The sequence below is a fragment of the Kitasatospora sp. NPDC029312 genome (assembly GCF_055569215.1).
Genome location: NZ_JBVHXY010000015.1, coordinates 130,651 through 154,206 on the forward strand (window position 1 = coordinate 130,651; position 23,556 = coordinate 154,206).

The window sequence follows — 23,556 nt, forward strand, 5'->3', positions numbered from 1 at the left end:
CGGGCGGAGTGGGAAGTCGGGCCCGTCGACTTTCCGCTCCGCGTGCGGTCGGCGCTCCGGAAGCGCTACGACGCGTCGTCCGCCTTTGCGGGCCGCCAGCGGCGGGCGCGGCCTCGGGGCGCTACGGTCGCGGCGATGGCCACCAAGCCGATTGTGCCCACTGCCGTGAGGGCCACCGTGGTGGCCTGGGCCGGGGCTTCGGACGTCGGGCGGGGCGGGGGCATCGCCGGCGCGGACGCGACCGAGGTGGCGCGGTGCGGGCTCGGGGATGTCTCGTGGTCGAGCGTGCTCGTCACGGCGGAGACCAAGTCCACCGTGCCGTAGCCAAGTTGCGGGTCGGGCACCGGGCCGCCCGGCCGGTATGCGGTGGCTTCGAGGCGGGCCGTCAGCTGGTCGGCGGTGAGGGTCGGGCGGTAGCCGAGGACCAGGGCCGCCGTGCCGGCCACCATGGCCGTCGCGAAGCTCGGCCCCGCTCCCGTGTAGTAGCCGCCCGCTGCTGGGCCGGGACCGGTCACCGCGTCGCCCGGCGCGGCCAGGTCCACCCGGCCGCCGACCGCCGTGTTCTCCGGCAGCGCCCCGGCCGGGCCGAGGTCGCGGACCGCGAGCACCTCGGGGTAGGCGGAGGGGAAGACGGGGCCCGGACTCGTCTGCGCGCCGGGTGGGGTGTCGGGCGCCGCCGGGGCGACGATCAACGCGCCCTTGGCCCGGGCCCGGCGCACGGCCCCGGCCAGCGCGTCACTGCCCTCGGGGACGGTGACGCCGACGGCGATGACGCGCGCGCCCCGGTCGGCCGCTGCGCTGATGCCTTGGGCGAGCCGGTCGGCGGTGGTCATGCCGGTGTCGTCGGTGACGCCCACCGCCAGGACCCTCGCGCGGGGCGCGAGGCCGGCGAAGCCGGTGCCGTCGCGCCGGTCGGCGGCGATCAGTCCGGCCAGGAAGCTGCCGTGGCCGACGCAGTCGTGGGCCGGGTCGGCGGCGCCGTCGAGCCTCGGCGCGAAGTCGGTCCGGCCGGTGAGCAGGCCGGAGCCGTCGCCCAACCCCGAACCGAGCACCGCGACCGTCACTCCGTCGCCACGGCTCAGCTGCCAAACCCGGTCGGGTCGCAGGAACGTCTGTGGCCAGGGCGTCAGTTGGGTGCCCTTCGCCGACGCGGGCAGGCAGCCCGCGGGCTTTCCGGACACCTCCCGCCGTAGCTGGCTGACGCCCGGCAGGGCGTCCCCGGACGAAGCGGAAGGCAGGGGCGCGGGCACGGGCGTGTCGGCCCGGGCGGCCCCCGCCGGAAGCAGCAGCGCAGCGGCCAGTACGGTCGCCGATGCCCCGACTGCCGGCCCTACCGGCAGCGCTCCCGCCCCTGCTCCAGCCCCGGCCCCCCGGCTCACGCGAAGCTGCCGATGCGTTCGGCCGAGATGTCCTGGGGCAGCAACAGGCTGAGTTCGTCCAGGTCCGCGATGTCCAGGCGGGCCAGGCGACCCGCCTGGCGGGTGATCATCGCCTCCAGCACCTGGCGCGCGAAGCGGCCGTTGCCGAAGGAGTTGTCGCGCGGAACGGCCCGGAAGAGGTCGCTCAGGGCCGTCAGGGTGTCAGGGGTGCAGGTGTAGCCCGCGGCCTCGGCTTGGAGGCGGACGATGGTGAGGAGTTCGTCGTCCGAGTAGTGGTCGAAGGTGATCTCGCGGGAGAAACGGGACGCCAGGCCGGGGTTGGAGGCGAGGAAGCCGCGCATTTCGTCCTGGTAGCCGGCGACGATGACGACGACCTCGTCGCGGTGGTCCTCCATGAGCTTCATCAGCGTGTCGACGGCCTCCTGGCCGAAGTCGCCGCCACCGCCGTGCCGGGGCGTCAGCGTGTACGCCTCGTCGATGAACAGCACGCCGCCGCGGGCGCGTTCGAAGGCGTCACGGGTGAGCTGGGCGGTGTGGCCGATGTAGCGGCCGACGAGGTCGGCGCGAGCGGTCTCGATGAGCTGGCCGCCGGGCAACACGCCCAGTTCGGCGAGGAGTTCGCCGTAGAGGCGGGCGACGGTGGTCTTGCCGGTGCCGGGCGGGCCGGAGAAGACGAGGTGGTGGCTGATGGTCGCCGACGGGAGGCCGGCCTCGGTGCGGCGGCGGGTCTGGCGGGTGAGGTTGACGAGGTCCTCGACCTGCTCCTTGGCCGCTGCGAGGCCGACCATCGCGCGCAGCCGGTCCAGCAGGCCGGGCGCCGTCGGCTCCTCCTCCCCCGCCGCGGCCCGGGACGCCGCCGCCGCGGCCTCCTCACCGACGTCGGCCGGGAGGAGCAGGGTGAGGTCGCCGTCAGAGAAGTGTTCGATTTCGGCGAGCCGCCCGGCCTGCCGGTCGACCATCTCCTCGAACACCTTGCGCGCCGCCCGACCGTTGCCGAAGTCCGGCCTCTTGGGCATCCGTTCGAAGTGGACGGCGAGGGCCTCGCGCGTGCCCTCGCCGAGTTCGTAGCCGTGGCTCGCGGCCGCCCGCTCGACGATGGTGGTGAGCTCGTCGTCGCTGTAGTTCTCGAACTCGACGGTGCGGCTGAAGCGGGAGGCGAGGCCCGGGTTCGAGGCCAGGAACTCGCGGATCTCGTCCTCGTACCCGGCGACGATCACCACGAGGTCCTCGCGGTGGTCCTCCATGAGCTTCACGAGGGTGTCGATGGCCTCGCGGCCGAAGTCGGGTCCGCTGCCGCCCGATCCGGCGGAGAGCGTGTAGGCCTCGTCGATGAACAGCACGCCACCGAGCGCCTCCTTGACCACCTCGGTGGTCTTGAGCGCGGTGCCGCCGATGATGGACGCGACCAGGTCGGCGCGCGCCACCTCGGTCAGGTGGCCGCTGCGCAGCACGCCGAGTTCGGCCAGGATGGCGCCGTAGAGGCGGGCGACGGTGGTCTTGCCGGTGCCGGGCGGGCCGGCGAAGACGAGGTGGCGGCTCATCGGGAGGGCGGGCAGGCCGGCCTGTTCGCGGCGGCGGGCGAGCTTGTTGAGGTTGACGAGGGTGGCGACCTGGTCCTTGACGCCCTCCAGGCCGACGAGGGTCTGCAGGACGGCCTGCGCGCCCTGCTCCTTCACGGGGGCGGCGGCCTCACCGACCGGGCCGTCCGATGCGCCCTCCGCGCCCGGCGGGGTCGTCGCGGCCGCGGCCGTGGCCGTGCCGTGGGCGTCCGCGGAGCGGTTGTCACGGCTGTCCAGGTGCTCGACGGCGAGCCGTTCGGTCGGCTCGGTCTGCCGCAGGCCCGCGCCCGCGTTCTCGGCGACCAGGCAGTCGCTCAGCCGGACGGGTTCCGCGGACTCCGAACGGACGCCGTCCACCGCGTTGCCGGTCATCCGGCAGCCCGTCAGCGTCGCCCGCGCGCCGGGCAGGAGGCGCAGGCCGTGGCGCCGGTTGGCCCGCAGACCGGCCCGGGTCGCGGTCAGCTCGCCGTCGTGCTCGACGCTCACGCCGTCGTACGCGTTGTCCTCGGCCTCGACATCGCGCAGCGTCGCGATGCCGTCGGGGCCGATCGAGATCCCACAGCCCTTGCTGCCGCGCACGGTGCTGCCGCCGACGTAGGTGTTCGCGCCGTCCTCGATCCGCACCCCGTCCCGGCCCGAGTCGACGACGGTCGCGCCCTCGATCCGGCCGCGCCCGTCGCGCAGCACCTCGACGCCGTGTCCGGCCGCGGACGTCACGGCGAGCCGGCGCAGCAGCGGGTTGGCGCCGTCGCGGACGACGACCCCGGCACCGGCCGCGTCCCGGACCTCCAGGCGGTCGAACTCGGCCGCGCTCTCGCCGGTCAGCTCGACGCCGTCCGTCTCGCCGTCGCGCACCACCGTCCGGACCAGGCTCGGCCCGGCGGACTCCCCGATGTGGATGCCGGCCTGGACGGCGGCCGTGACCTCGCAGTCCTCGAAGGTGCCCCTGGCGCGTCCGGTGATGTGCAGACCGTTGCCCTGGGAACGGACGGCCCGGCAGCGGCGCAGCAGCGGGTCGGTGCCGTTGGTGAGCACGTAGCCGTGGGCGCGCACGGCGCTGACGGTGCAGTCCTCCAGCTCCACGCGGGCGGTGGAGCCGATGAACACGCCGAGCGCGCTGTCTCGGATCTCGGTGCGCACCACGCGGGTGGTGCACTGTTCCTCGAGTGCGATGGCGGGCTTGTCCGTTGCCGAGATCTCGCAGTCCTCGACCACGCCGCGCGACTCGCCGTTGGCGCACACGCCGTTGCCGCGGGCGTCGCGCAGCACGCAGCGGCGCACGGTGGGGTTGGCTCGCTCGCCGATCACCAGGGCGGAGGTGCCGAGGTGTTCGATCACGCTGTCCTCGATGACGCTCGCGCCGGTCGAGGTCTCCACCAGCCCGGCGCCCGCCGGGTTCACCACGCGGCAGCCGCGCATCACCAACTCGCCCTGCTGGCGGGTCAGTACGGCCGTCCACGCGCTGCCCGCCACCTCGCAGTCCTGGAGGGCGAGCTGGCCGCGCGGCACGTCCACGGCGGGCAGCTCCTCGTCCCGACCCTGGAGCACCAGGCCGGTCAACTGCACGGCTTCGGCCAGCACTTGGAGCACCGAGCCGCGGCGCGGGCTGATCCGCACACTGCCCCGGACGTCCTCGGCCGTGATCGTCACCATCTTGGTGACCACCAGGTTCTCCTCGTACCGGCCGGGGCGCACCGAGATCACCGCGCCGCTGCGGGCCGCCTGGAGGGCCTCGCCGATCGTGCGGTAGAAGCCCGGCTGCGAGCCGGACTCCCGCTGCTCCGCACAGACCGTCAGCACCGCGCGCGACATGCCGGGGGATTCCCTTCGTTGGTGGCTCAGGTGTGACGTGGAGGAGCTCAAGAGGTGCAGGTCGCGCGGATCGCGCTCGCCGCGTGGTGGGCGTGGGACGCGCCGCCGCCCCAGTCCACGCCGCGGGTGTGCAGGGTGACGGCCAGCGAGCCGCTGTAGGCGAAGCTGCCCACGTCCACCCACCTTCCCTGACTGGCCGTCTCGTTGACGGTGAAGGACCGGCCCGATCCGCCGCTCTGCACCGTGTAGTACGTCGGGTGGCCGCCGACCTTCGTCACGTCCGCGCTCGCGGGGACGTGGACGGACAGGGCGCAGGTGCTGACGTTGCCCACGGTGAACGTCCACACCACCGAGGCGGAGGGGTCGTCCTTCGAGGCGTCGCCGGACATCGGGACGGAGGTGTAGCTCCCGTTGCAGCCGTCCCCGTTCCAGCCGCCGGAGTTGCCGATCCAGCCCTCGATGCCCTTGCTGAACCGGCCGACCTCCCGGTAGGCGCCCTTGCCGCTGCATCCCGGGCCGAGGACCGTCACCACGGGCGGCGGGTCGGCGGGCTTCGCGGCCGGGGCGGGCTGTTGCGGGGCCGGCTGCTGGGGCGCCGGCTGCTGCGGGCCGGGGACGGCGGGCTTCGCCGCCCCCGATGCGGGCTGCTGCGGGGTGCCGCCTCCGGACGAACCGCCGGTCGTGGTGGCCGGGTTGCCACCTCCCTGGCTCACCGTGCCGGCCTGCCGGGGTGCGGGCACGCCGGCCGCTCCGGGCACGCCGGCCGCAGGGGCACCGGCCGGCTGGCCGGGGGCGCCTGGCTGACCGGCGTCCGTGGTCGGCGCCGCCGCGGCGGGGTCGCCGACGGGCACCGCGACGCCCGGAGTGGTGCCACCGGGCGCGCCCGGATCCCCGGGAGCCGCGCCGTTACCGCCGTTACCGCCGTTGTTGCCGTCGGTGCCCGGCACGTACCCGTTGCCGCCGTCGCCCTGCCCGTACCCGGGCGGGTTGTCCGCCTGCGCTGGGCCGTGCTTCGGGTCACCGCCGCCCAGCTGCGTGACGACGACGGACGCACCCACCAGGACCAGGCCCACCGCGACGGCGGCCGCGACCATCGGACGCGAGACCCGCCCCGGGCGGGGGCCGTTGGCGGCGGCCGCGGCGCCCTCAGGGTCCGCCACGGCCGCCTCCGCGAGCGCCTCCGGTGTGGCGGCCGCGCTACCGGTGTCGGGCTGCGCCCCCGCCTCGCTCGCCCGCTCACTCGCCGTCTCGAAGGCGTTCCGAGGGGCGGGGCCCACCGGCGTGGGGGGCCCGGCCGTGACCGGCACCTCGGGGGCGGAGCCGACCCCGACCGATCCCGGCACCGAGGCGACCGGGTCGACCTCGACCGTCTCCTCCTCGCCGTCCCCCTCGGCTGCCATCGCCCAGTTCACCACGGGGAGCCGGAAACCGGGCGAGCCCTGACTCCCCGTGCCGTGCTTCTCCTCGTTCTCCTCGCCCACGCTCACCTTCGGCACTCCTCCCGCGCGTCCGGCACGATCCGCACCGGGGTCCACGTCCTCTCCGACGGCCGGCCGGCGGCGGGAGGTTCAGCTGCCGTGCTACTTCGAGATCACGTACCAGCCGGTCCAGTTGCCGTTGGTGTCGCGGGCGCGGGCCCAGAGGCGGCCGTCGGTGCCGGTGGCGCCCATCTCGAAGCGGCCGGCCCCCATGTCCTGGGCGATGAGGCCGACCGGGCCGGCCAGGACACCGCCCATGGAGAGCCAGCCGCTCTTGCCGCCGGACGCACCGGTGGTCCAGCGCGTCCACATGGCGTGGTCGGTACCGACCACGAAGACCTCCTGACGACCGTCACGGAAGTAGTACGTCGCCGTGCCGTCGCCGTACGCGCCGCCGCACAGGTACTTGCCGCCCCACACCGGGCTGCTGCACGTGCTCACCCCACTGCCGCCCGAACCCGAGCCGCCCCCACCCGGACCCGCCGCGACCGCGGGCGCGGCGCCCACGACGAGGGCGGCGAGCGCCGCGACGGCGACGGCAACGGACTTGATCTGCTTCATGATTGCTCCAGGGAAGAGGCACGGATTCCAGCCGGGGCCGAACGGACGGTTCGGCCCTCACAAGTGGTGACGGAGAGGTGCTCGGAACCGGTTCGATCTGCTCTGCGCGCTCCGATTCGGCGGAGCATGCCCAGGTGACGCGACCAGGCGCCGCCAGGCGGCCGCGAGCGCGGCGCCCGGCCGGACCTTCGGGTCCAGGCGGCGCGCCAATCCTTCCGCTGCTGCTCCCCGACGAGCACCGCGCCGCGTCCGGCCTCGGTGACACGGGGGGTCCCGGTCCGGCGCACCCGGGCGGTTCCGGGATCAGCCGACCGCTCCCAAGTCCACGCGGTGGTGCGCCGGGTGGGGCGGGCGGACGCGGTCGGCCGGGGCGATCGCGTCCCGGCGGGCGAGCCACGTGCGCAGGCGGTCGGGGGCCGGACGGATGCTCCCCACCTCGTGCAGCAGCACGCGGGCGGGGAGGCCGGCGGCCGGGTCCGGTTCGTCGACGGCCATCACCTCGAAGCTCGTCCCCGGCGCGAAGACCACCGCCGCCGGCTCGCCCGGCTCGCCGAAGGCCGAGCACCGTCGCCCGCCGACGGACCAGACCGCGAACTCCACCTCCACGTTCTCCCCGAGATCGGCGTCCACCGCGGCCAGCCCGCTCACCGGCGCCCGCTCGGTGACGACCGCGCCGGGCGTGAAGCGCGCCAGGTCGCCTCCGTCGGCCGGTGCCGCGAGCAGCACGCCGCCGTAGTGGCTCGGGAGTCGCCGCAACCCGGCGGCGAGGCACCGCAGGTACGACCCCAGCGGACCGGGCGCACCCGTCCGGGCCGCGGCGACGACGTCTTCACGAGCGGCGGGGAGGGCGGACTCGGTGTGGTGCAGCAGGACCGCGACCAGCTCCGGGCCGGGATCGCCCTCGGCGGCCTGGGGGCGCAGCCCTGGCAGCCTGGTCGAGGCGTCCTCGGCGCGGCGCGCGAGGCGCGGGTATGCGGACCCCAGGAGGGCGACGAGCGCGGCACGGTCCCCGGCCGGGGTCGGGGCTTCGGTGGGCTGGGAACGGGGGACCGGCGCGGTGTTGCGCGCCGGCGGTGCCGCGGCGGTCGGGATGGGCGGCACTGCCGCGCGGTCCGACGACGGTTCACCGGGCGTCGGTGTGGCGGCGGCCGGCTCGGAGGCCCCGTTGGAGGCGGACGGTGTCGCGCCGTCCCCCAGGCCACCGACGGCGGAGACCCGCGTCGGCGCGGGTACGGGCTCGGGAGCGGCCTCGGGCGGCTCCTCACCGTCCGGCGCTTCGGCCTCGGGACGTGCCGAGGACGCCTCGGTGGGACCCGGCTCCGGCGCGTTCGGCGAGGCGGGTACCGAAAAGTCGGTCCCGCCGACTTCTGGCGCCGTGGCCGCCAGCGGCCCCGGCTCCCCGCCACTGCCCGACACGGGTGCCACCAGGTCCGACTCCGGCACGCCGCCGGCGGAAGGTCCGGACACCGGGGCGAACCCGGGCGCCGCGCTGCGGTCCGGTACCGCGCTGAGAGCCGGCGCCGGTCCGCCGACGGCCACAGGCACGGCCGCCGCAAGGGCGGCCGGCGCCGTCGGTTCCCCCCGCCCCGCCGGCAGCCCCGGCACCGGCGTGCCGGGGTCCGTACCATCCGGTGCCGGGACGGACACCCCCTCGGCCTCCGCAGCCCCGCCCAGCCACGGCTCGCCGGCCGTCTCCCCCGCCCCCGGGGCGGGCCACGGGATCTCCGGCCCCAGCCAGTCCAACCCGTGGAGGCGGGCGCAGAAGCGGCCCACCGCCTGGGACTCCGCGTCCATCGTGCCCGCCACCACCAGGCCGAGCCGGGGTGCGGACGGAAGGGCGACCAGGGCGTCCCCGAGGTGGGCCCAGGTGTCCTCGGTGACCGGGCGGTCCGGGGTCCCGACCACGAGGACCGGGCGGGCGGGGTCGGGGCGGCGCATGCGGGGGCCGCGGTTGCTGGTGCCGGTGGGGCGGAGCCACAAGCCGGCCGCAACCGCCTCCAGTTCCCAGCCTGGGAAGGCGGGGTAACGGGCGGGTCCGGGGGCGGTGGGGGTGCCGGGGCGGCTGCGCCAGCCGACAGCGGTGACCTTGCGTTCGACCGGGCGGGCGGCCAGTTCGGTCAGGTACGGCTCCCAGCCGGCCGTCCCGTCGGGCGCCACGTGCACGTGCCGGTGACCGGCGCCGTCGCGGACGGGCAGGCCGATTGCGGCGCGCACTTCGCACCGCAGTGAGACGGCGACGACCGCCGCCAGTTCGACGAGTTCGATCGGCTCGGCCCACGGAGCGCTGAGCAGCAGCACGGCGTTCGGGCTCGCCGACCTCATCGCCTCCGACGCCGCGTACGCGACGTGGAAGCCGGAGGGCGGCTTCTCCGACGGCTCGCCGACCACCACCACGACGGCGCCGTCCGGCCCCGAGGCGTGGTCGAGGATCGCGGGCCGCCTCTCGGATGGCCCGGACGTCACCCAGAATCCGCCCCCGGCCAATGGCGTGAGCGTCACCGCCGCCGGCCAGCGCTCGCCCAGGACCTCCGGTGGCCCGCCGCCCGGCCGGCAGCGCCACCAGGAGCCGCCCGCGGCCCGCAGGGTGCCGTCAGGCTCGACGGACACCACCGCGTCCGGCGCGACGACGGTCAGCCCGCTCAGCCCGGCGAGGAGTTCGGCCGGTCGACGGCCGTCCGGACCCGGTGCGGCCAGGCCGGAGGCCGCGAGGACGAGGGTGTCCGCACCCGACCCGAGAGCGGCACCGGTCAGCTCGGAAAGCGACGCGCGCAACACGGGCGCCGCGTCCTCGGCCGCCGCGAGGACCAGCAGGCTGCGCGCCTCGGCCCGTACCGGCGCCAGCGCCGCCGCCAACCCGGCCGCCTCCGCACCCGGCGGCGCGATCACGAAGTGCGGACCCAACCCCCGCAACGTCGACCGCTCGACCACCCGGCTCACCGGTCACCCTCCGGATCTCCGCCCGAGCCGGCCGGGTGCGCCAAGCGGCCGGTCTGCACCTGCGCGGTCCGCCGCCGGGTGATGTAGAGCCCGCGCCCTGCCGGGAACTCCCTCGGCTTGAGGTTGCCGAACACGTAGCCCTCGGACGGCGGACAGGAGAGCAGCATGGTCGGCGAGTTGACCTCCTGGAGCTTGCGGACCAGCGGGTCGCCCATGGCCCGTGCGATGCCGTTGGCGCCGCGGGCGACGACGAGGTGGAGGCCGATCTCCGCGCCCTGGGCGAGGTCGTCGAGCAGGGCGGCGAACGGGTGGGCTCCGGTGCCGGCGCCGACGAGGTCGTAGTCGTCGACGAGGACGAACAGTTCGGGGCCCTCCCACCAGTCCCGCAGTCTGAGGCGGGCGGGGGTGATGTCGGCGGGCGGGATGCGGTTCTTCATCGCGCGCGACGCCCCGTCGACGATCTGGCGGAGCTTGTCGACGGCGACCGCGTAGCCGAGGCGGTACTCCTCCGGGACGGCGTCGTAGAGGCCGCGCCGGAAGTCGACGAGCATGATGCGGGCCTCGGCCGGCGTGTAGGCGCTGGTGATGCCGCGGATCAGGAGTTCGAGCAGGTTGGTCTTGCCGGATTCGCTGTCGCCGACGACGAGCAGGTGCGGGTTCTCCTCGAAGTCGTGCCACAGGGGGGCGAGTTCGGTGTCCTCCAGGCCGATGGCGACGCGCAGCCGCCCTTCCGGCGCGGGCAGCTGTCCGGCGTCGAGGCTGAGCGGCAGCATCCGGACCTCGGGGGCGCGGGGCCCGGTCCAGTGGGCGGCGACGGCGTCGACGAGGTCGGCGACGCCCTCACCGAGGTCGTCGGCGCTGCCGGCGCCGTCGATGCGGGGCAGGGCGGTGAGGAAGTGGAGCTGGTCGTCGGTGAGGCCGCGCCCGGGGAGCTTGGGCACCTTGGCGGCGGCACGCATGTTGATGACGGAGTCGACGGAGTCGCCGAGGCGCAGTTCGAAGCGGGTCTGCAGCTGGTCGCGGAGGCCGCCGGTGATCTCGCCCCAGCGGGTGGTGGCGATGACGAGGTGGACGCCGTAGTTGATGCCGCGCTGGGAGATGAGGGTGAGCGGCTGGACGAGGTCGTTGAACTCCTGGCGCAGGGTGTTCCAGCCGTCGATGACGAGGAAGACGTCCCCGTGCGGGTCGCCGGCCAGCGCGGGGTCGCCGGCCGCCTTGCGGCGGCGGAAGGCGGCGACGGAGTCGATGCCGAGTTCGGCGAAGTACTTCTCGCGCCGGGTGATGATGCCGTTGACCTCGGTGATGGTACGCAGCACCCGTTCGCCGTCGTGGCGTCCGGTGACGCCGCCGACGTGCGGGAGGCCGCGCAAAGCGGAGAGGGTGCCGCCGCCGAAGTCCAGGCAGTAGAACTGGACTTCGCGCGGGGTGTGGGTCAGGGCGAGGCCGGTGACGAGGGTGCGCAGCAGGTTGCTCTTGCCGCTCTGCGGGGCGCCGGCGATGCCGACGTGGCCGCCGGCGCCGGAGAGGTCGGCGGTGAGCAGGTCGCGGAGCTGGTGGAAGGGGCGGTCGATGACGCCTACGGGCAACTCCAGGGCGCCGTGGGTGCGTTCGTCCTCGGTGGTGAGGCCACGGTCGGCGTATGGAACGAGCGGGGGCAGGAGTTCGTCGAGGGTGGGCGGGACGCCGAGGGGCGGCAGCCAGACCCGGTGGGCCGGCGGGCCGGCGTCGCGCAGGCGGTCGGCGGCGATCTCCAGCAGGGAACCGGCCGGCGCCGTGGCCTCCTCCTCCACCTCCGACACCGCCGGAATCCGCCGCGGCATCACGTAATCCGTGCCGTACCGGACGACCTGTCCGGCGACGGCGGCCTGCTGGGCTGCGCGCCGCTTGGGCCGGTACGGGCCTGAGACGTAGGCGGCCTTGAACCTGGTCAGGGTGGAGATGTCGCTGCGCAGGAAGCCGTTGCCGGGCTGGGAGGGCAGCTGGTAGGCGTCGGGGACGCCGAGGACGCCCCGGCTCTCCATGGCCGAGAACGTCCGCAGGCCGATCCGGTAGGACAGGTGGGATTCGAGCGCGCTCATCCGGCCCTCGTCCAACCGCTGCGAGGCGAGCAGGAGGTGGACGCCGAGCGAGCGGCCGAGCCGCCCGATCATCACGAACAGGTCCATGAAGTCCCGGTGGGCGGACAGCAGTTCGCTGAACTCGTCGACGACGACGAACAGGGTGGGCAGCGGCCGCAGCGCCGCGCCGCCGTCCCGCGCCGTCTCGTACTCCAGCAGGGACGCGTACCCGGCGACGCGCAACAGCTCCTGGCGGCGGACGAGTTCGCCGTGCAGGGCATCGCGCATGCGGTCCACCAGCGAGGCCTCGTCCGCCAGGTTGGTGATCACGGCGGAGGTGTGCGGCAGGGTGTCGAGGCCGAGGAAGGTCGCGCCGCCCTTGAAGTCGACGAGGACGAAGTTCAGCACCTCGGAGGAGTGGGTGACAGCCAGCGCGAGGACGAGCGTGCGCAGCAGTTCGGACTTGCCGGAGCCGGTGGCGCCGATGAGCATGCCGTGCGGGCCCATGCCGCCCTGCGCGGACTCCTTGAGGTCGAGGTCGACGGGCCGGCCGTCCGGGCCGAGGCCGAGCGGCACGCGCAGGCGCTGCGGGATGCCGCGCTGGGCCCACAGCGTCTCGACGTCGTGGGCGTGCAGGTCGGGGATGCCGAGCAGGGCGGTGAGGTCGAAGTCGGTGGCCATCGGCTCGGCGACGTCGACGCCGTCGGCGATGCGGTAGCGGGCGAGCTCGGCGGCGAGCCGGGTGGCGGCGGGCAGGGCGAGGGCGTCGGGGCGGCCCAGGTCGGTCACGACGTCCTTGCGGTTGCGGTCGGCGCCGACCATGGTGAGCCGCCCCTCCTCCACGCGCAGCCGCAGGGTGGTGCGGGCCGGACGCCACTCCAGGGTGTCGGCGAGGTCGACGAGGACGGCGTTGCGGTAGCCGGTGAGCGCCGCACGGCTGCCGGCGTGCGCGCCGGGGCCGTCGAGGACGAGGACGGTGAACGGCTCCTCCCGGCTCGGGACAGCGTCGGGCTCGTACGCGGGCCGGCCGGTGAACTCCTCGCCGAGCAGCTGCTCGACCTCGCCTAGGCTGCCCGCGACGAGCCGGACCGGGCCGGCGCCGTCGGTGTCGGTCGAGTGCAGGGCGTGCGGCAGCCACTTGGCCCATTCCCAGTCCGCGCGCCGCTCAGGGTCGGCGACGACGGCGATGTGGAGCTCGTCCGGCCCGTGCACGACGGCGAGTTGGGCGAGCATCGCGCCCACGAGCGCGCGGGCGGCCTCGGGATCGTCGGCGCGCAGCAGGAGTTGGGCGAAGCCGCGAAGGTGGATCGCCATCGGCTGGTCGGCGACGGTGCCGTAGGCGTGGATGAAGCGGCGCAGCGCGTGGGCGCACAGCGGCTCCAGGTCCTCGACCGGCTTGGTGGCGAGCGGGGCGAGCGGGGTCGCGAGGCGCTGGGAGCCCAGGCCGATCCGGACGTCGCTGAAGTCCGGGTGCGCGGCCCGCCGTTCCCACTGCCGGGTGGTGCCCACCAGCGACCACAGCTCGCAAGGCGCCGGGTGGCGCCAGGCCAGCGCCTGCCGCTGGGCGTCGATCGAGCGGCGCACCTGGCGGCGCATCTGGGCGAGGTAGCGCAGGTAGTCGCGGCGCTCGGCGCGCAGCTGGTGCTTGCGGTCGCTGGAGCCGCGGATCAGCTGGGTGACGAGCATGCCGACGGAGGACAGCGCCATCATGCCGACCGCGACGTAGCTCAGCGCGCCGCCGCCCTCGGGCCCGGCCGGGCGCAGGAACATGAACACCATCGACAGCGAGCCCAGCGCCATCGGCGCCATGGCGATCACGCCCGCCATGCCGCTCTGCTTCTCGGGCAGGACCGGCGGTTCCTGGAGCTGGACGTCGCCGTCCGGCATCTCGGGCCCCGGGCGCCTGGGCGTCCGCTTGACCAGGACCACGCTCACTCAGGGCTCCTCACGTTCCGCTGCCGTCCTCTCCCGCTGACGGGCGGCGGCGGGCGCGGGGTTCATCGGGTGCTTGAACGCCGACTCCCGCGCGGCCCGTTCGAGAAGACGGAGAACACTACGGACCCCGACCCCGAGGAGAGGCGTGAGCACCAGCGCCGTCGCAGGACTGTGCCGATTGAGGTTCCACGCGCCGGAGGCGGTCTTCGAACTCGCCGTCCCCGCCGACGTCCCCCTGGCCGATCTGCTCCCCGCGATCATCGGCCACGCCGGCCCCGACCTCGCCGAGACCGGCCTGGAGCACGGCGGCTGGGTGCTCCAGCGGCTCGGCGAGGAGCCGCTGGACGAGGAGCAGAGCGTCGAGGCGCTCTCCCTCCACGACGGCGACGCGCTCTACCTGCGCCCCCGTCACGAGGCCCTGCCCCCGGTGCACTTCGACGACCTGGTCGACGGTGTCGCCACCGGCATGCGGGAGCGCGGCGACACCTGGCGCCCCGCCCTCACCCGCCGCCTCGCCCTCGCACTCGCCCTGACCGCCCTCGCGGCGGGCTGGATCGTGCTCGCCCTCCCGGGCCCGGCCGCGCCGCGCGAGGCCGCGGCGGCGGGCGTCGCGCTGCTCCTGCTGCTCGGCGCGGCCAGCGCCTCCCGCGCGATGGCGGACGCCGGCGCGGGCACCGCGCTCGGCGCCGCCGCCGTCCCGTACCTGGCACTCGCCGCCCTGCTGCTACCCGCCGGACCGGACGGCGGCGACCTGCTCGGGGCCCGGGTGCTCGCGGCCTCCTCCGCGGCAGCGGGCGCCGCCGTGCTGTCGCTGGCGGCGGTGGGGGCAGCGGCGCCGCTGTTCATAGGCCTGGTGCTGGTCGCCGCGCTCGGGGTGGTGGCCGGGGCGCTGCTCCTGCTCGGCCTCACGACGGACCAACTCGTTTCTCTGATATCGGTCTTCGCCGTCCTGGTCGGCGCCTTCGTGCCGTCCGTCGCGTTCCGGCTCTCCGGGCTGCGGCTGCCGATGCTGCCGCGCAACGCCGAGGAGCTCCAGGAGAACATCGATCCCGTCCCGGCCGCCGCCGTCCTCCCCCGCGCGCTCGTCGCCGACGACCACCTGATGGCGCTCTACACCGCGATCGGCGCCGTCTGCGCGGTCTGCCTCACCGTCCTGCCGTTCGCCGGCAGTTGGGCCGGCCCGGCCGAGGCCGGGGCGCTCGCGCTGCTGCTCGTCCTCCACGCCCGTGCCATCGGCAGCGTCCGCCAGCGCCTCGCCGTCCTGCTGCCCGGTGTGTTCGGCGGCGCCGTGCTGCTCACCCGCTTCACCACGGACGCCTCCCCCGCGGAACGCCTCGCCCTCCTCGGCGCCCTGGTGGCCCTGACCGCCGCCCTCCTGGTCGCCGCCTGGACCGTCCCCGGCCGCCGCCTCCTGCCCTACTGGGGCCGCATCGCCGACCTCCTCCACACCCTCACCGCCCTCGCCCTCCTCCCCCTGGCCCTCCAGGCCTGCGGCCTCTACCACTCGCTGCGCGCGTTGGGCGGCTGAGCCCCCACGCCCCCGCCTCGTGCCCCGGCCGCCGATGACGGCCGGGGCTCCGGTCTGTCGGGCGGCGAGGCCCGGCAGCTCCCGGCAGGCCCCGGACGAGTGGTGCTCACTCTTCCGTCGGCTCCGGCTCGGCGCCCCCATCGGCACCGCCGTAGGACTCCCAGATGCGCCGGTACCAGGCGGCCACGGCCGCCGGGTCGGCTCCGGTCCCGGGCCACACCTGCTGTTCCCCGCCCGCGATCGCTGCGCCGAACGCGGCCCTGGCCGCCTCCTGCGCAGCCTCGGCCCGCCGCACGCGCTGGTGCTGCGGCCGGTCCGCCTGGTTGCTCGCCGGGGTGGCCGGCGGAGAGTGCGGCTGGTCCTCGTGTCCGGCTGCGGGGGCTGCGGGCGCTGCGTGGGGCCCGGACGACTACGACTGAGGCGCCGGCTTGCCCCACGCCGCCTTCACGGGCTGCGGCGTGGACTTCACCGACGGATCGCTCGGGCGCACGACGGGGGCGACGGTCTTGTACTCGATCCAGTGCTTCCTCTTCCTTCCCAGCGCGTCGGCGACGGTGACCTCGAAGGTTCCGTCGACGTGCTCGTATCCGTACGGGATCGCCACATTGATCTTCGCGCCCTTGAACGTGACCTCCCGGCTCGGCACGGCCTTGCCGTCGTCCTTCGGATAGGCGGCCACCACCCGGATCCCGGGATACCGCGCGTTCAGGTCCCGCACGACGTCCTTGCAGCTCTCGCAGGTGCCCTTGCTGGAGAAGACGGTGAACGTCCCCGTCACCCGGTTCTTCTCCTTGAAACCCCACGCCTCCAGCTGACGGTACGTCCCGTTCAGCAGGCTGACCTCCGCATCCTTCCGCTGGTACCCGAAGGAGTGCTTGGCTGCGGTCCCCCTGAGTCCGACGACCACCCTTTCCTCGGCCTGCGCGTAGTCCAGCACCTTCTGGAAGGCCCGCCTGTGGAGATCCTCCGCCTGCTTGCCCAACTCCTCCATCCTGGCCGCCGGTTCGTTCCGGGCCTTGGCATCCTTGAGCGCCTGTTGGATGTCCACGACCTGCTCGTGGAGGCTCACCGCCTCCGCGTGGCGGCTGTTCGCCAGCTCGACCTTCCGCCACAACTCGGGCGTCTCTTCGGACTCTTCGTCCTTCGTCGTCCTCTCCCGCGCGGCCGCGGCCACGGCCAGCGCATCGTCGATCTTCCTGGTGGACGCGACCAGACGCTCCTCGGCCGCTGCCCTTTCGCCAGGCTTCGTGACCCAGGTCTTCAGCGCCGCCAGCGCGGACTGGTACTCGGCGGCCGCGTCCTTCAGGCCGGCCGATGCGGCCCGGTGCTCCGCGGCCGCGTCGCGGAGCACCGCGGCGACCGTATCCGCCCGCCACTTCTCCGCGCTCTGGTAGCCCTTCCCCTCCTTGATCGCTCTCTCGTCCTCGGGCCAGGACTGCGCCTTCAGCTCCTCGAGCTGCTCCCGGTCATTGATCCCGGGGAACTGCCTCGCGCCGCTGTTGGCCCGCGGTGACGTCCACTCGTACGGGTTCCCGTCCCTGTCCTTCCCCTCCAGGCGCAGATGCCCGATGGCGAAGGTCATGCCGGGGTGCGGGCTCGGGAGGATCTGGTTGACCAGCGGCGTGACCAGTTGCTCAACAGTCGGGACGGGCTTCGGGTCCTCGCCCTTGGGTGACGAGAGGGCGACATGGGCTGCGGAGGGATTGAGGGCGAGTTCGATCAGGTCGACCTCGGTGAGGGGGTGGTGCGGCTCCTCGGCCGCCGGATACTGCTCATGCGGTTCGGAGTGCGGCTCACCGGTCGCCGCGCGCATGAACTCCCGGAAGCCGTCGAACAGGGCCTCCTCGGCCGTGGTGCGGCTGACCGGGTTGGCCGGTTCGAGGTGGGCGGCCTGCGGGTCGGGGCCGTAGAGGCGTTCCAGCAGGGGCAGCAGCTCGGGCTCGTTCCGGCGGACCCAGTCGGCGCCGTTGTTGCGGGGCAGTCCGGTGCCCGGGTCGTTGCCGCGATTGGTGCCGAGGTAGGCGTTGGTCAGTTGGGCGAAGAACTCGTGTTCGTCGGCCGAGGAATAGTTTCCGACCAGCTCGTCGGCCGCATTGCGCCGTCCGCCGTCGGGCCAGGCCGTGACGGGCTCATCGCCGAACAGGTCCGTCAGCCCGTCGGCCTGGCGCTTGCCCTGGTAGGCATCCCTGACGAGTTCCCTCTCGTGGTCCGTCAGGACGAACTCGTGGATGGCATGGGCGAGTTCGTGAGTCGTGATGGAGTACCCCTCGGGGTGGGCGGTCGAGGGCCCGCCGGCCGGCTCGACGCCCGTCCTTGCCCCGAGCAGGTTTTCCTCCGTGACGGCGACCACCCTGTCCAGGAAGGCGCCCCTAACGGTGTCCCAGGCCCGGCCGTCGCCCGCGTCACCGCCCGCCTTCCGGCCGCGCAGCCCCTCCATGCCCTGGACGTGCGTCATCGGCACGTCGCGCGGCACGACGACGACCCGGACGCCCTCGCGGAGCAGCCGCGCGGCCGTCTGCGGGTCGTGAAGCATCCGGGCCACTTGCGCCTCGGCTTCCCGACGAGCGGTGACGGGCTGGTGGGTGCGGGGGTCGACGTCGATGATCAGCCGGGCGGTCACCTGGGCGAAGTCGGCAGCCCCGAGGTCGGACCGCAGCCCGTTCACGAAGGCGGGGTCGCCCGCGAGTTGCCGCCTGGTCCCGGCGTCGAGGTGCTCCAGCGCGGCCACGCGTTCGTGCACGGGAGTGCGCGCCGGAGCCCCGCCGCCGGGCGGTGCCGGGGGCTGCTGTCGCTCCGCCGCTGCCTCGCCGGCGGGCGGCGCCGCGGCCGGCCGGGCCTTCTTGCCGCCCTGGCCCTGCGGTCCCGCCCCGTCTTCGCCCTCGCCGTCACTGTCACGGGCGTCGTGCGTCCGCTTGAGCGCGCCGTCGGCCGCGGCGCTCCCTAAGGGGCGCACAGGCGTGTAGTGGCGTTCGTTGAGGAACACGTGGAGTTCGCCCTCGACCACGCCGTCCAGCGGCTCCACACTGTGCTGTACCTCTCCGTCGAAGACGTGCAGCCGGGTCCTCAGGGCCGAGGCGACGATCCGGGGGACGAGGTCGCCCGCGGTCCCGGCCCATTGGCCCTGGGCGGCGATCAGCTCGCGAAGTCCCCGGAACGACACGGGGAACTGCGGTGTGCTGAACTCGGCGGCGTACTGGGCGACCGCCTGCCGGTTCCGGTCCATCCAGCCGACGACCTCGTTCCGCAGTGCCTGCGCACCCTCGGTCCGGCCGAGCAGGGCGTTGACGGAGTGGTAGAGGCAGTCTCCGTCCCGGGGTACGTCCGTCACGAACTCGTAGCCCCAGCTGTACAGCGAACCGGCGTTGTAGCGGCTCCGGCAGTACGCCCAGAGGGCGGGCAGGTGGGGCAGCAGCTCCGAGGAGTACCACTGGTAGAGGCTGTCGTGGCCGGGCGGCGGCGCCGTGGCCCGGAAGTAGGCGTCGAAGCCGGCCAGGTAGGCGGCCTCCTCCTCGGTCCCGGCCAGGTACGGTTCGACCTCGCGGCGGAGCTTGTCGTACCGGCGCTGGAGGTGCTCGGCGCGGTGCTGGAGGAAGGCCGGGTAGTCGACGGACCGCCTGGTGGGGAGGTCGAGCCTCCTCCGGATGCTGCTCAGGGACATGTAGTCGAAGCCGCGTTCCTTCCCGTACACGTCGATGGGTTTGCGCCACCAGGCGGTTCGGTCCGGCGCGTCGTAGCGGTGCGTGCCGGTGCGGTCCTGGCGGTTGTTGTCGTAGGGCTTGGCGTACCGCCCGGACGCGGTGGGCGGCTCGGCGATGACCGCCCGCTCGTAGCGCGGCGCGAGGCCGCCGAGCCTCGTGCGGCCGCCGCCGGCGTCGTGCCACTGCTCCATCCGTTTCGAGCCGCTGGCACCTTCCTCCTCCAGGTAGGAGACCCGGTGACCGATGAGCGCCGAGGCCTCCAGGTTTCCGGAGCGGGCACCGAGGTGGTCCAGCCTGTGGTTGCGGTGGAGGTAGTCGTACAGCCGGAGCTGCCCGGTCCTCGTGCCTTCGGTCCAGCCGGTGACGTCCGAGCGGGTGTCGCGCCAGAAGCCGGTGACATTGTGGATGTTGTCGACGCCGAGTTCCTCGCGCATCTCCGCGACCAGCGCATCCCACTTGCCGCCCCGGCGAGGGTGGGGATCTCCGGTGACGATCACGGCGTCGTAGTCGCGGGCGACCTCCCGCAGGATCTGTCGCGTCCCCTCGAAGCTCGTGTCGTGCTCCATCCGTGCCCGCAGGTCGGACCACTGGGTGCGCTTGCCGGTGAAGCGGGACCAGAGGACCAGGACCTTCCCCCTGCGGTCATCCGGCAGGTGGATCCCGCGGCCCTCCAGCCACTCGTGAATCCGTCCGTCGTGCTCGTCGGTCATTCCCCAGGCGTCGCGGACCCTGCTGCGCAGGTCCTTCGAGAAGGTCCGGGCAACGTAGTCGGTGCCGTCCGTCACGCCCCAGATCTCCTTGACCTGGTACATCTCGTCGAAGGACTTCGCGATGCCCCAGTCTTCCCGCGCGATCCGCTCGGCCTCGCGGTTCAGCGCCCTCCATTGCCCCCTCTTCTCCACGCTGGGGACGTCCACGACGTGGATGCGGTCCGCCGGGATGCCGGAGTCGAGGTAGAACCGCGCGATCTCCCGGGACTTGTCGTTCACCGGGTCGTGCCCGGGCTGCCCCGCTTCGGGCCCGCGGGCGATCACCACGTGCAGGTTGCGGTCGTGGAGCATCGAGACGGCGACGCCGAACTGGTCACCGGAGGCGTAACTGGGGTGCATGATGATCGAGTTGTTCGAGGTGTCGCTCTGGGCCGCCCCGTTGGCGCCGGGCGGGTTCGGATGCTGTTCGCCGGGCGTCCCGTCTCCGCCGTGCGTGCGCGGCGAGACCTCCGGGCGGCCCGGCCCACCGGACGCGTCCGGCCGGACGGGCCCGCGCGGAGCCGAGACGGGATCCACCCAGACGTGGCTCCGGGCGTGCGGAGGCGCAGCCGCCCGCGCCTGGCCCCAGGAATGGCGGCCCCCGCCGCGTACCGGCGGATCCAGGTGTCCCACGACCGAGGAGATCAGGTCCAGGTGGCGGCTGCGCAGACCACCCCCGCGCAAACCGTCCGGAGCCGGGGCACGGTAGTCGCCGGCCAGGCTCCCGGCCACCGCGGGCCGGTGCGGCAGGTCCGCCTCACGGTACTCGTCGCGCAGGCCGAGCTGGTGGCCCAGTTCGTGGGCGTAGTCGACCGGGTCGGCGTCCGGCCACCAGGAGTGCTGGTCCATGCCGCGCTCGCGGCCCACCAGGTCGACGGTCAGGTGCGCCTGCTCGCCCGGCTCGGCTCGCAGCACGGTGACGTGCATCCGATCACCGTTCGCCAGGCGGTAGCCGGGTGCGTTGAGGTGGTCCTCCACACCCCGGACGACCTTCTCCCACACCGGCCCGACCTCGTGCCCCGCAGCGCCGTCGCGGAACGCGACCCGCACCGTCAGGTCGGTGACCGGGCCATCGTGCTCGAACCGCCGGGCTTCGAAGCCGGAGCGGACGACGAAGCGCGGCGTCCGGTCCGGGCTCACCCTGGGCGCCGCGGGGCGCGCGCCGTCCTCGGAGCCGGCCCGATCGTGGGCGGACGGACCGGTGTCGCCGTCGGACGACGTCCGCAGAAGGTCTCCGAAGGTGCGCCGGTCGGCGGAGGACTCGTCGAACGCCCTTGCGCGCTCGGCGGACTCGGTGCTGCGGAACCCGGCCCCGGTGCTGTTTCCGGCCGTCCGGGCCTGGGTGTCCGCGAAGCGTGGGGAGCGGGCGAGCTCGTCGACGACATGCTGGACGTACCGCGGGTCGACGGCACGGCGGTCGCCGTAACCGAGGAACTCGACGGTCTGGGCGCCGGGTTCCCACTCCCCGTCCGCCTCCCGACGGCGGAGGAGGTCGGCCATCCGCTCCGGCGGCACCTCCTGGCCGTCCAGCACGGGCCGGCCGTTCTCGCCGACGTGCACGAGCACGGGGAAGCGGGTGCCGTCCTGCTGGGTACGGTCGAGGACGCTCCCGAGGTCCGTCGGGACGGGCGGCGCGTCCGCGCCCGGGTCGTGGAGGAGCCAGCCGCTCCCGTCGGGGAGGTGGCGACCGACCGCCGGGGCGTCGTGCGGCGGCGTGACGTCCGGCGTCCCCTCGGCGACCGGCAGGACGGGAACGTCGACGTTCCTTGGCTCCTCGGGCACCCCGTGCGCCCCGGACCCCGACGTCGCGACCCGCCCCGGCGGGGCGACCTGCCCCGGTTCCCCGCCCGACGTCGCCGCGTGTGCCGGCGCCTCGGGCTCGCTCGACGGCGGCGCGGACGGTGAACTCCCGTCCTCCGACGAGGTCTTGACCGCCCCCTGCTGCCCGCCGGTCTCCTGCCCGGACGGCTGCTGGTGCTCCGCACCACCCTGGACCTTCACCGAATCGGGCACCGGCGCGATCGGGGCCTTCTCCGACGACGACGGGGACGACGACGGGGACGGCGCCGTCTTGCCCCCGACCGTCGACGTGCTCCCCGCCTTCGGAATCTCCGTGTGCGCCGACTCGCCCACGTGTTCCACCTTGCCCGCGACCGGCTTCGGCCGCGGTACGGGGAACGGCGTGGAGCGACCGGTGAGGTTGGCTACCGCCGACAGGATGGTGAGCGGGTGGTTCCAGGGAAGGTACTGGGTGCCCGGGCCCGTGTCGTTCGGATCGGCCAGCTTCTTGGAGACCCAGATCCTGTAGTGCTCGGCGAGCGGGGCCACGGCCTTGTGCCCCATGTGGCCGACGAAGCCCATGGCCATGCCGGAAACGAAGCTCTCCCAGCTCACGGAGAACTCGTGGTCGGGCCCGAAGGTCAGGTTGTAGAACCCCTCGGTGAGCCCGTTCTGCACGCCGCCGGCCAGGTAACCGCCCAGCGCCATTCCCACCTTGAACAGCTTGGTGTCGCCGCCCACCTTGTCGAGCAGGCCGGGGAGGTGTTCGACCAACTGGTCGACGCCCTCCGAGCTCAACCCGCCCGGCTTCAGCGCAGCCTTCATCGCGTCGCGCAGCGCCTCGTGCTCGGCGGCGCCGCGCCCGCCGTTCGCCGCCATCGCGCGGGCGAAGTCCTTGCCGAGGGCTGCGGCCTCCTCCTTGCCGAGGATGGCGCCGAAGTGCTTCTCGAAGACCTGCGCGACGTCCTTCTCGAACCGGGCCACCGCCTGGGCGGGGAGTTCGCGCAGGCCGCCCTTGAAGGCGTTGGCGATGTCGTGGGAGTAGCGGCCGATGGTCTGCGCCAGGTCGTTGCCGAAGGCCTCGGCGGACTCCTTGGCCAGCCACTTCTCGCCGTCCCGTGCGGCCGCGCCCGCTGCGGTGTGCGCGGCCTCGTTGGCGAGGGCGTTCTCGGCGCCCTTCCCGAGGTTCTCGACCACGGCCTTCGTCGCGTCGTTCTCGATCGCCCGAAGGCCGTCCTTGGACAGGACTCCGCCCAGACTGTCCTTGGCCAGCCCGTTGGAGACCTTGGCCAGGTCACCGCCGAGGACGCGGCCGGCCTCCTTGCCCAGGCTCTTGGCGATCACGTTCCGGAAGAGCTTGGTCAGGCCGGCCCCGAGCAGGCTGAGCGGGCCGCCGACGAGGCCGTTGAGCGCACCGAACTCGACCGCCTGGAGCAGGGACTTGGTGTCCCAGTGGTCCTTGTGGCCCTTCTCGATCTGGATGAGCTGGATGATGGTGTCCATCACCACACCGCCCGCGATGCTCACGAAGGTGTGCATCACGATCCGGTCGATCAGCCAGGCGAGGATCTTGCGGAGCACGGCCTGCGTGACCAGCTTGGCGGCCACGGCCTCGCCGAGGGACAACCCGCCGGTGAACGGGGCGGCCGCGATCGCCCAGGCTATCTCGATGGCCAGCTGCACGAGCTGACCAATGATCATCCACTTCGTGTACTCGACCTGGTTGGCCGTGTCGTGCGCGACCTTGCCCAGTTGATTGGCCTGTTCGACGGCCTGGGCGAGGGCGTTGCCCCCGCTGATGCCCATCAGCGTGGCCGCCATTTCGGCGAAGCCGTCGCCGGTCTGGCCCGAGACCTGGTTCTGGCAATAGACGGTCAGGTCACGGACATAGTCCTCCAACTGCGGGATGTCCTTGGCGACGAGGAGGTAGTCGTCGCCGGCGAGGCGCAGCTTGTCCTCGTCCGCCTCCGGCCACGCCATGCCGGTCAGACCGTGGAAGAGCTTGGCGAGCCCGTCCGGGATGTGGATCGACATGGCGGTGGGACTCCTGAGGTACGAGGTGCGTCGGCCGGGTCGTCCGGAGG

The 23,556-nt window shown here is 74.0% G+C and carries 8 protein-coding genes; 1 reads left to right on the plus strand and 7 read right to left on the minus strand.

Translation table 11 applies throughout. The features are described 5' to 3' along the window. Positions 1 to 65 precede the first annotated feature (65 nt). The 6 genes from ACZ4WV_RS15250 to eccCa form a co-directional block, all read right to left on the minus strand. Positions 66 to 1,181 (minus strand): S8 family serine peptidase, encoded by a 1,116-nt coding sequence (locus ACZ4WV_RS15250; protein WP_465746674.1) that lies wholly within the window; start codon positions 1,179 to 1,181, stop codon positions 66 to 68. Between the two features lie 194 nt (positions 1,182 to 1,375). Further along, positions 1,376 to 4,750, minus strand: a complete 3,375-nt coding sequence (locus tag ACZ4WV_RS15255; RefSeq protein WP_465746676.1) for a right-handed parallel beta-helix repeat-containing protein — start codon at positions 4,748 to 4,750, stop codon at positions 1,376 to 1,378. 47 nt (positions 4,751 to 4,797) lie between these two features. Continuing rightward, entirely contained in the window at positions 4,798 to 6,237 is a 1,440-nt protein-coding gene (locus tag ACZ4WV_RS15260) for a carbohydrate-binding protein (protein WP_465746678.1), read from the minus strand. A gap of 93 nt (positions 6,238 to 6,330) precedes the next feature. Next, the gene (locus ACZ4WV_RS15265) at positions 6,331 to 6,789 is read right to left on the minus strand and encodes a DUF8189 domain-containing protein (RefSeq protein WP_465746680.1); all 459 of its coding nucleotides are present in this window, start codon (positions 6,787 to 6,789) and stop codon (positions 6,331 to 6,333) included. 303 nt (positions 6,790 to 7,092) lie between these two features. After that, positions 7,093 to 9,690 carry a hypothetical protein gene (locus tag ACZ4WV_RS15270; protein WP_465746682.1) on the minus strand — a complete coding sequence of 866 codons (2,598 nt, stop codon included), beginning with the start codon at positions 9,688 to 9,690 and terminating at the stop codon, positions 7,093 to 7,095. A gap of 32 nt (positions 9,691 to 9,722) precedes the next feature. Then, positions 9,723 to 13,718: a type VII secretion protein EccCa gene (eccCa, locus tag ACZ4WV_RS15275; RefSeq protein WP_465746684.1), complete on the minus strand. Its 3,996-nt coding sequence runs from the start codon at positions 13,716 to 13,718 to the stop codon at positions 9,723 to 9,725. Positions 13,719 to 13,863: 145 nt separating this feature from the next. Here eccCa and eccD point away from each other — a divergent pair, with 145 nt between their 5' ends. Then, the gene (gene eccD, locus ACZ4WV_RS15280; RefSeq protein ID WP_465746686.1) at positions 13,864 to 15,246 is read left to right on the plus strand and encodes a type VII secretion integral membrane protein EccD; all 1,383 of its coding nucleotides are present in this window, start codon (positions 13,864 to 13,866) and stop codon (positions 15,244 to 15,246) included. A 409-nt stretch (positions 15,247 to 15,655) separates the two neighbouring features. On the opposite strand, the gene ACZ4WV_RS15285 is transcribed toward eccD, so the two are convergent. Then, positions 15,656 to 23,506, minus strand: coding sequence for a WXG100-like domain-containing protein (locus ACZ4WV_RS15285; RefSeq protein WP_465746688.1), 7,851 nt, complete (start codon positions 23,504 to 23,506; stop codon positions 15,656 to 15,658). Positions 23,507 to 23,556: the final 50 nt, after the last annotated feature.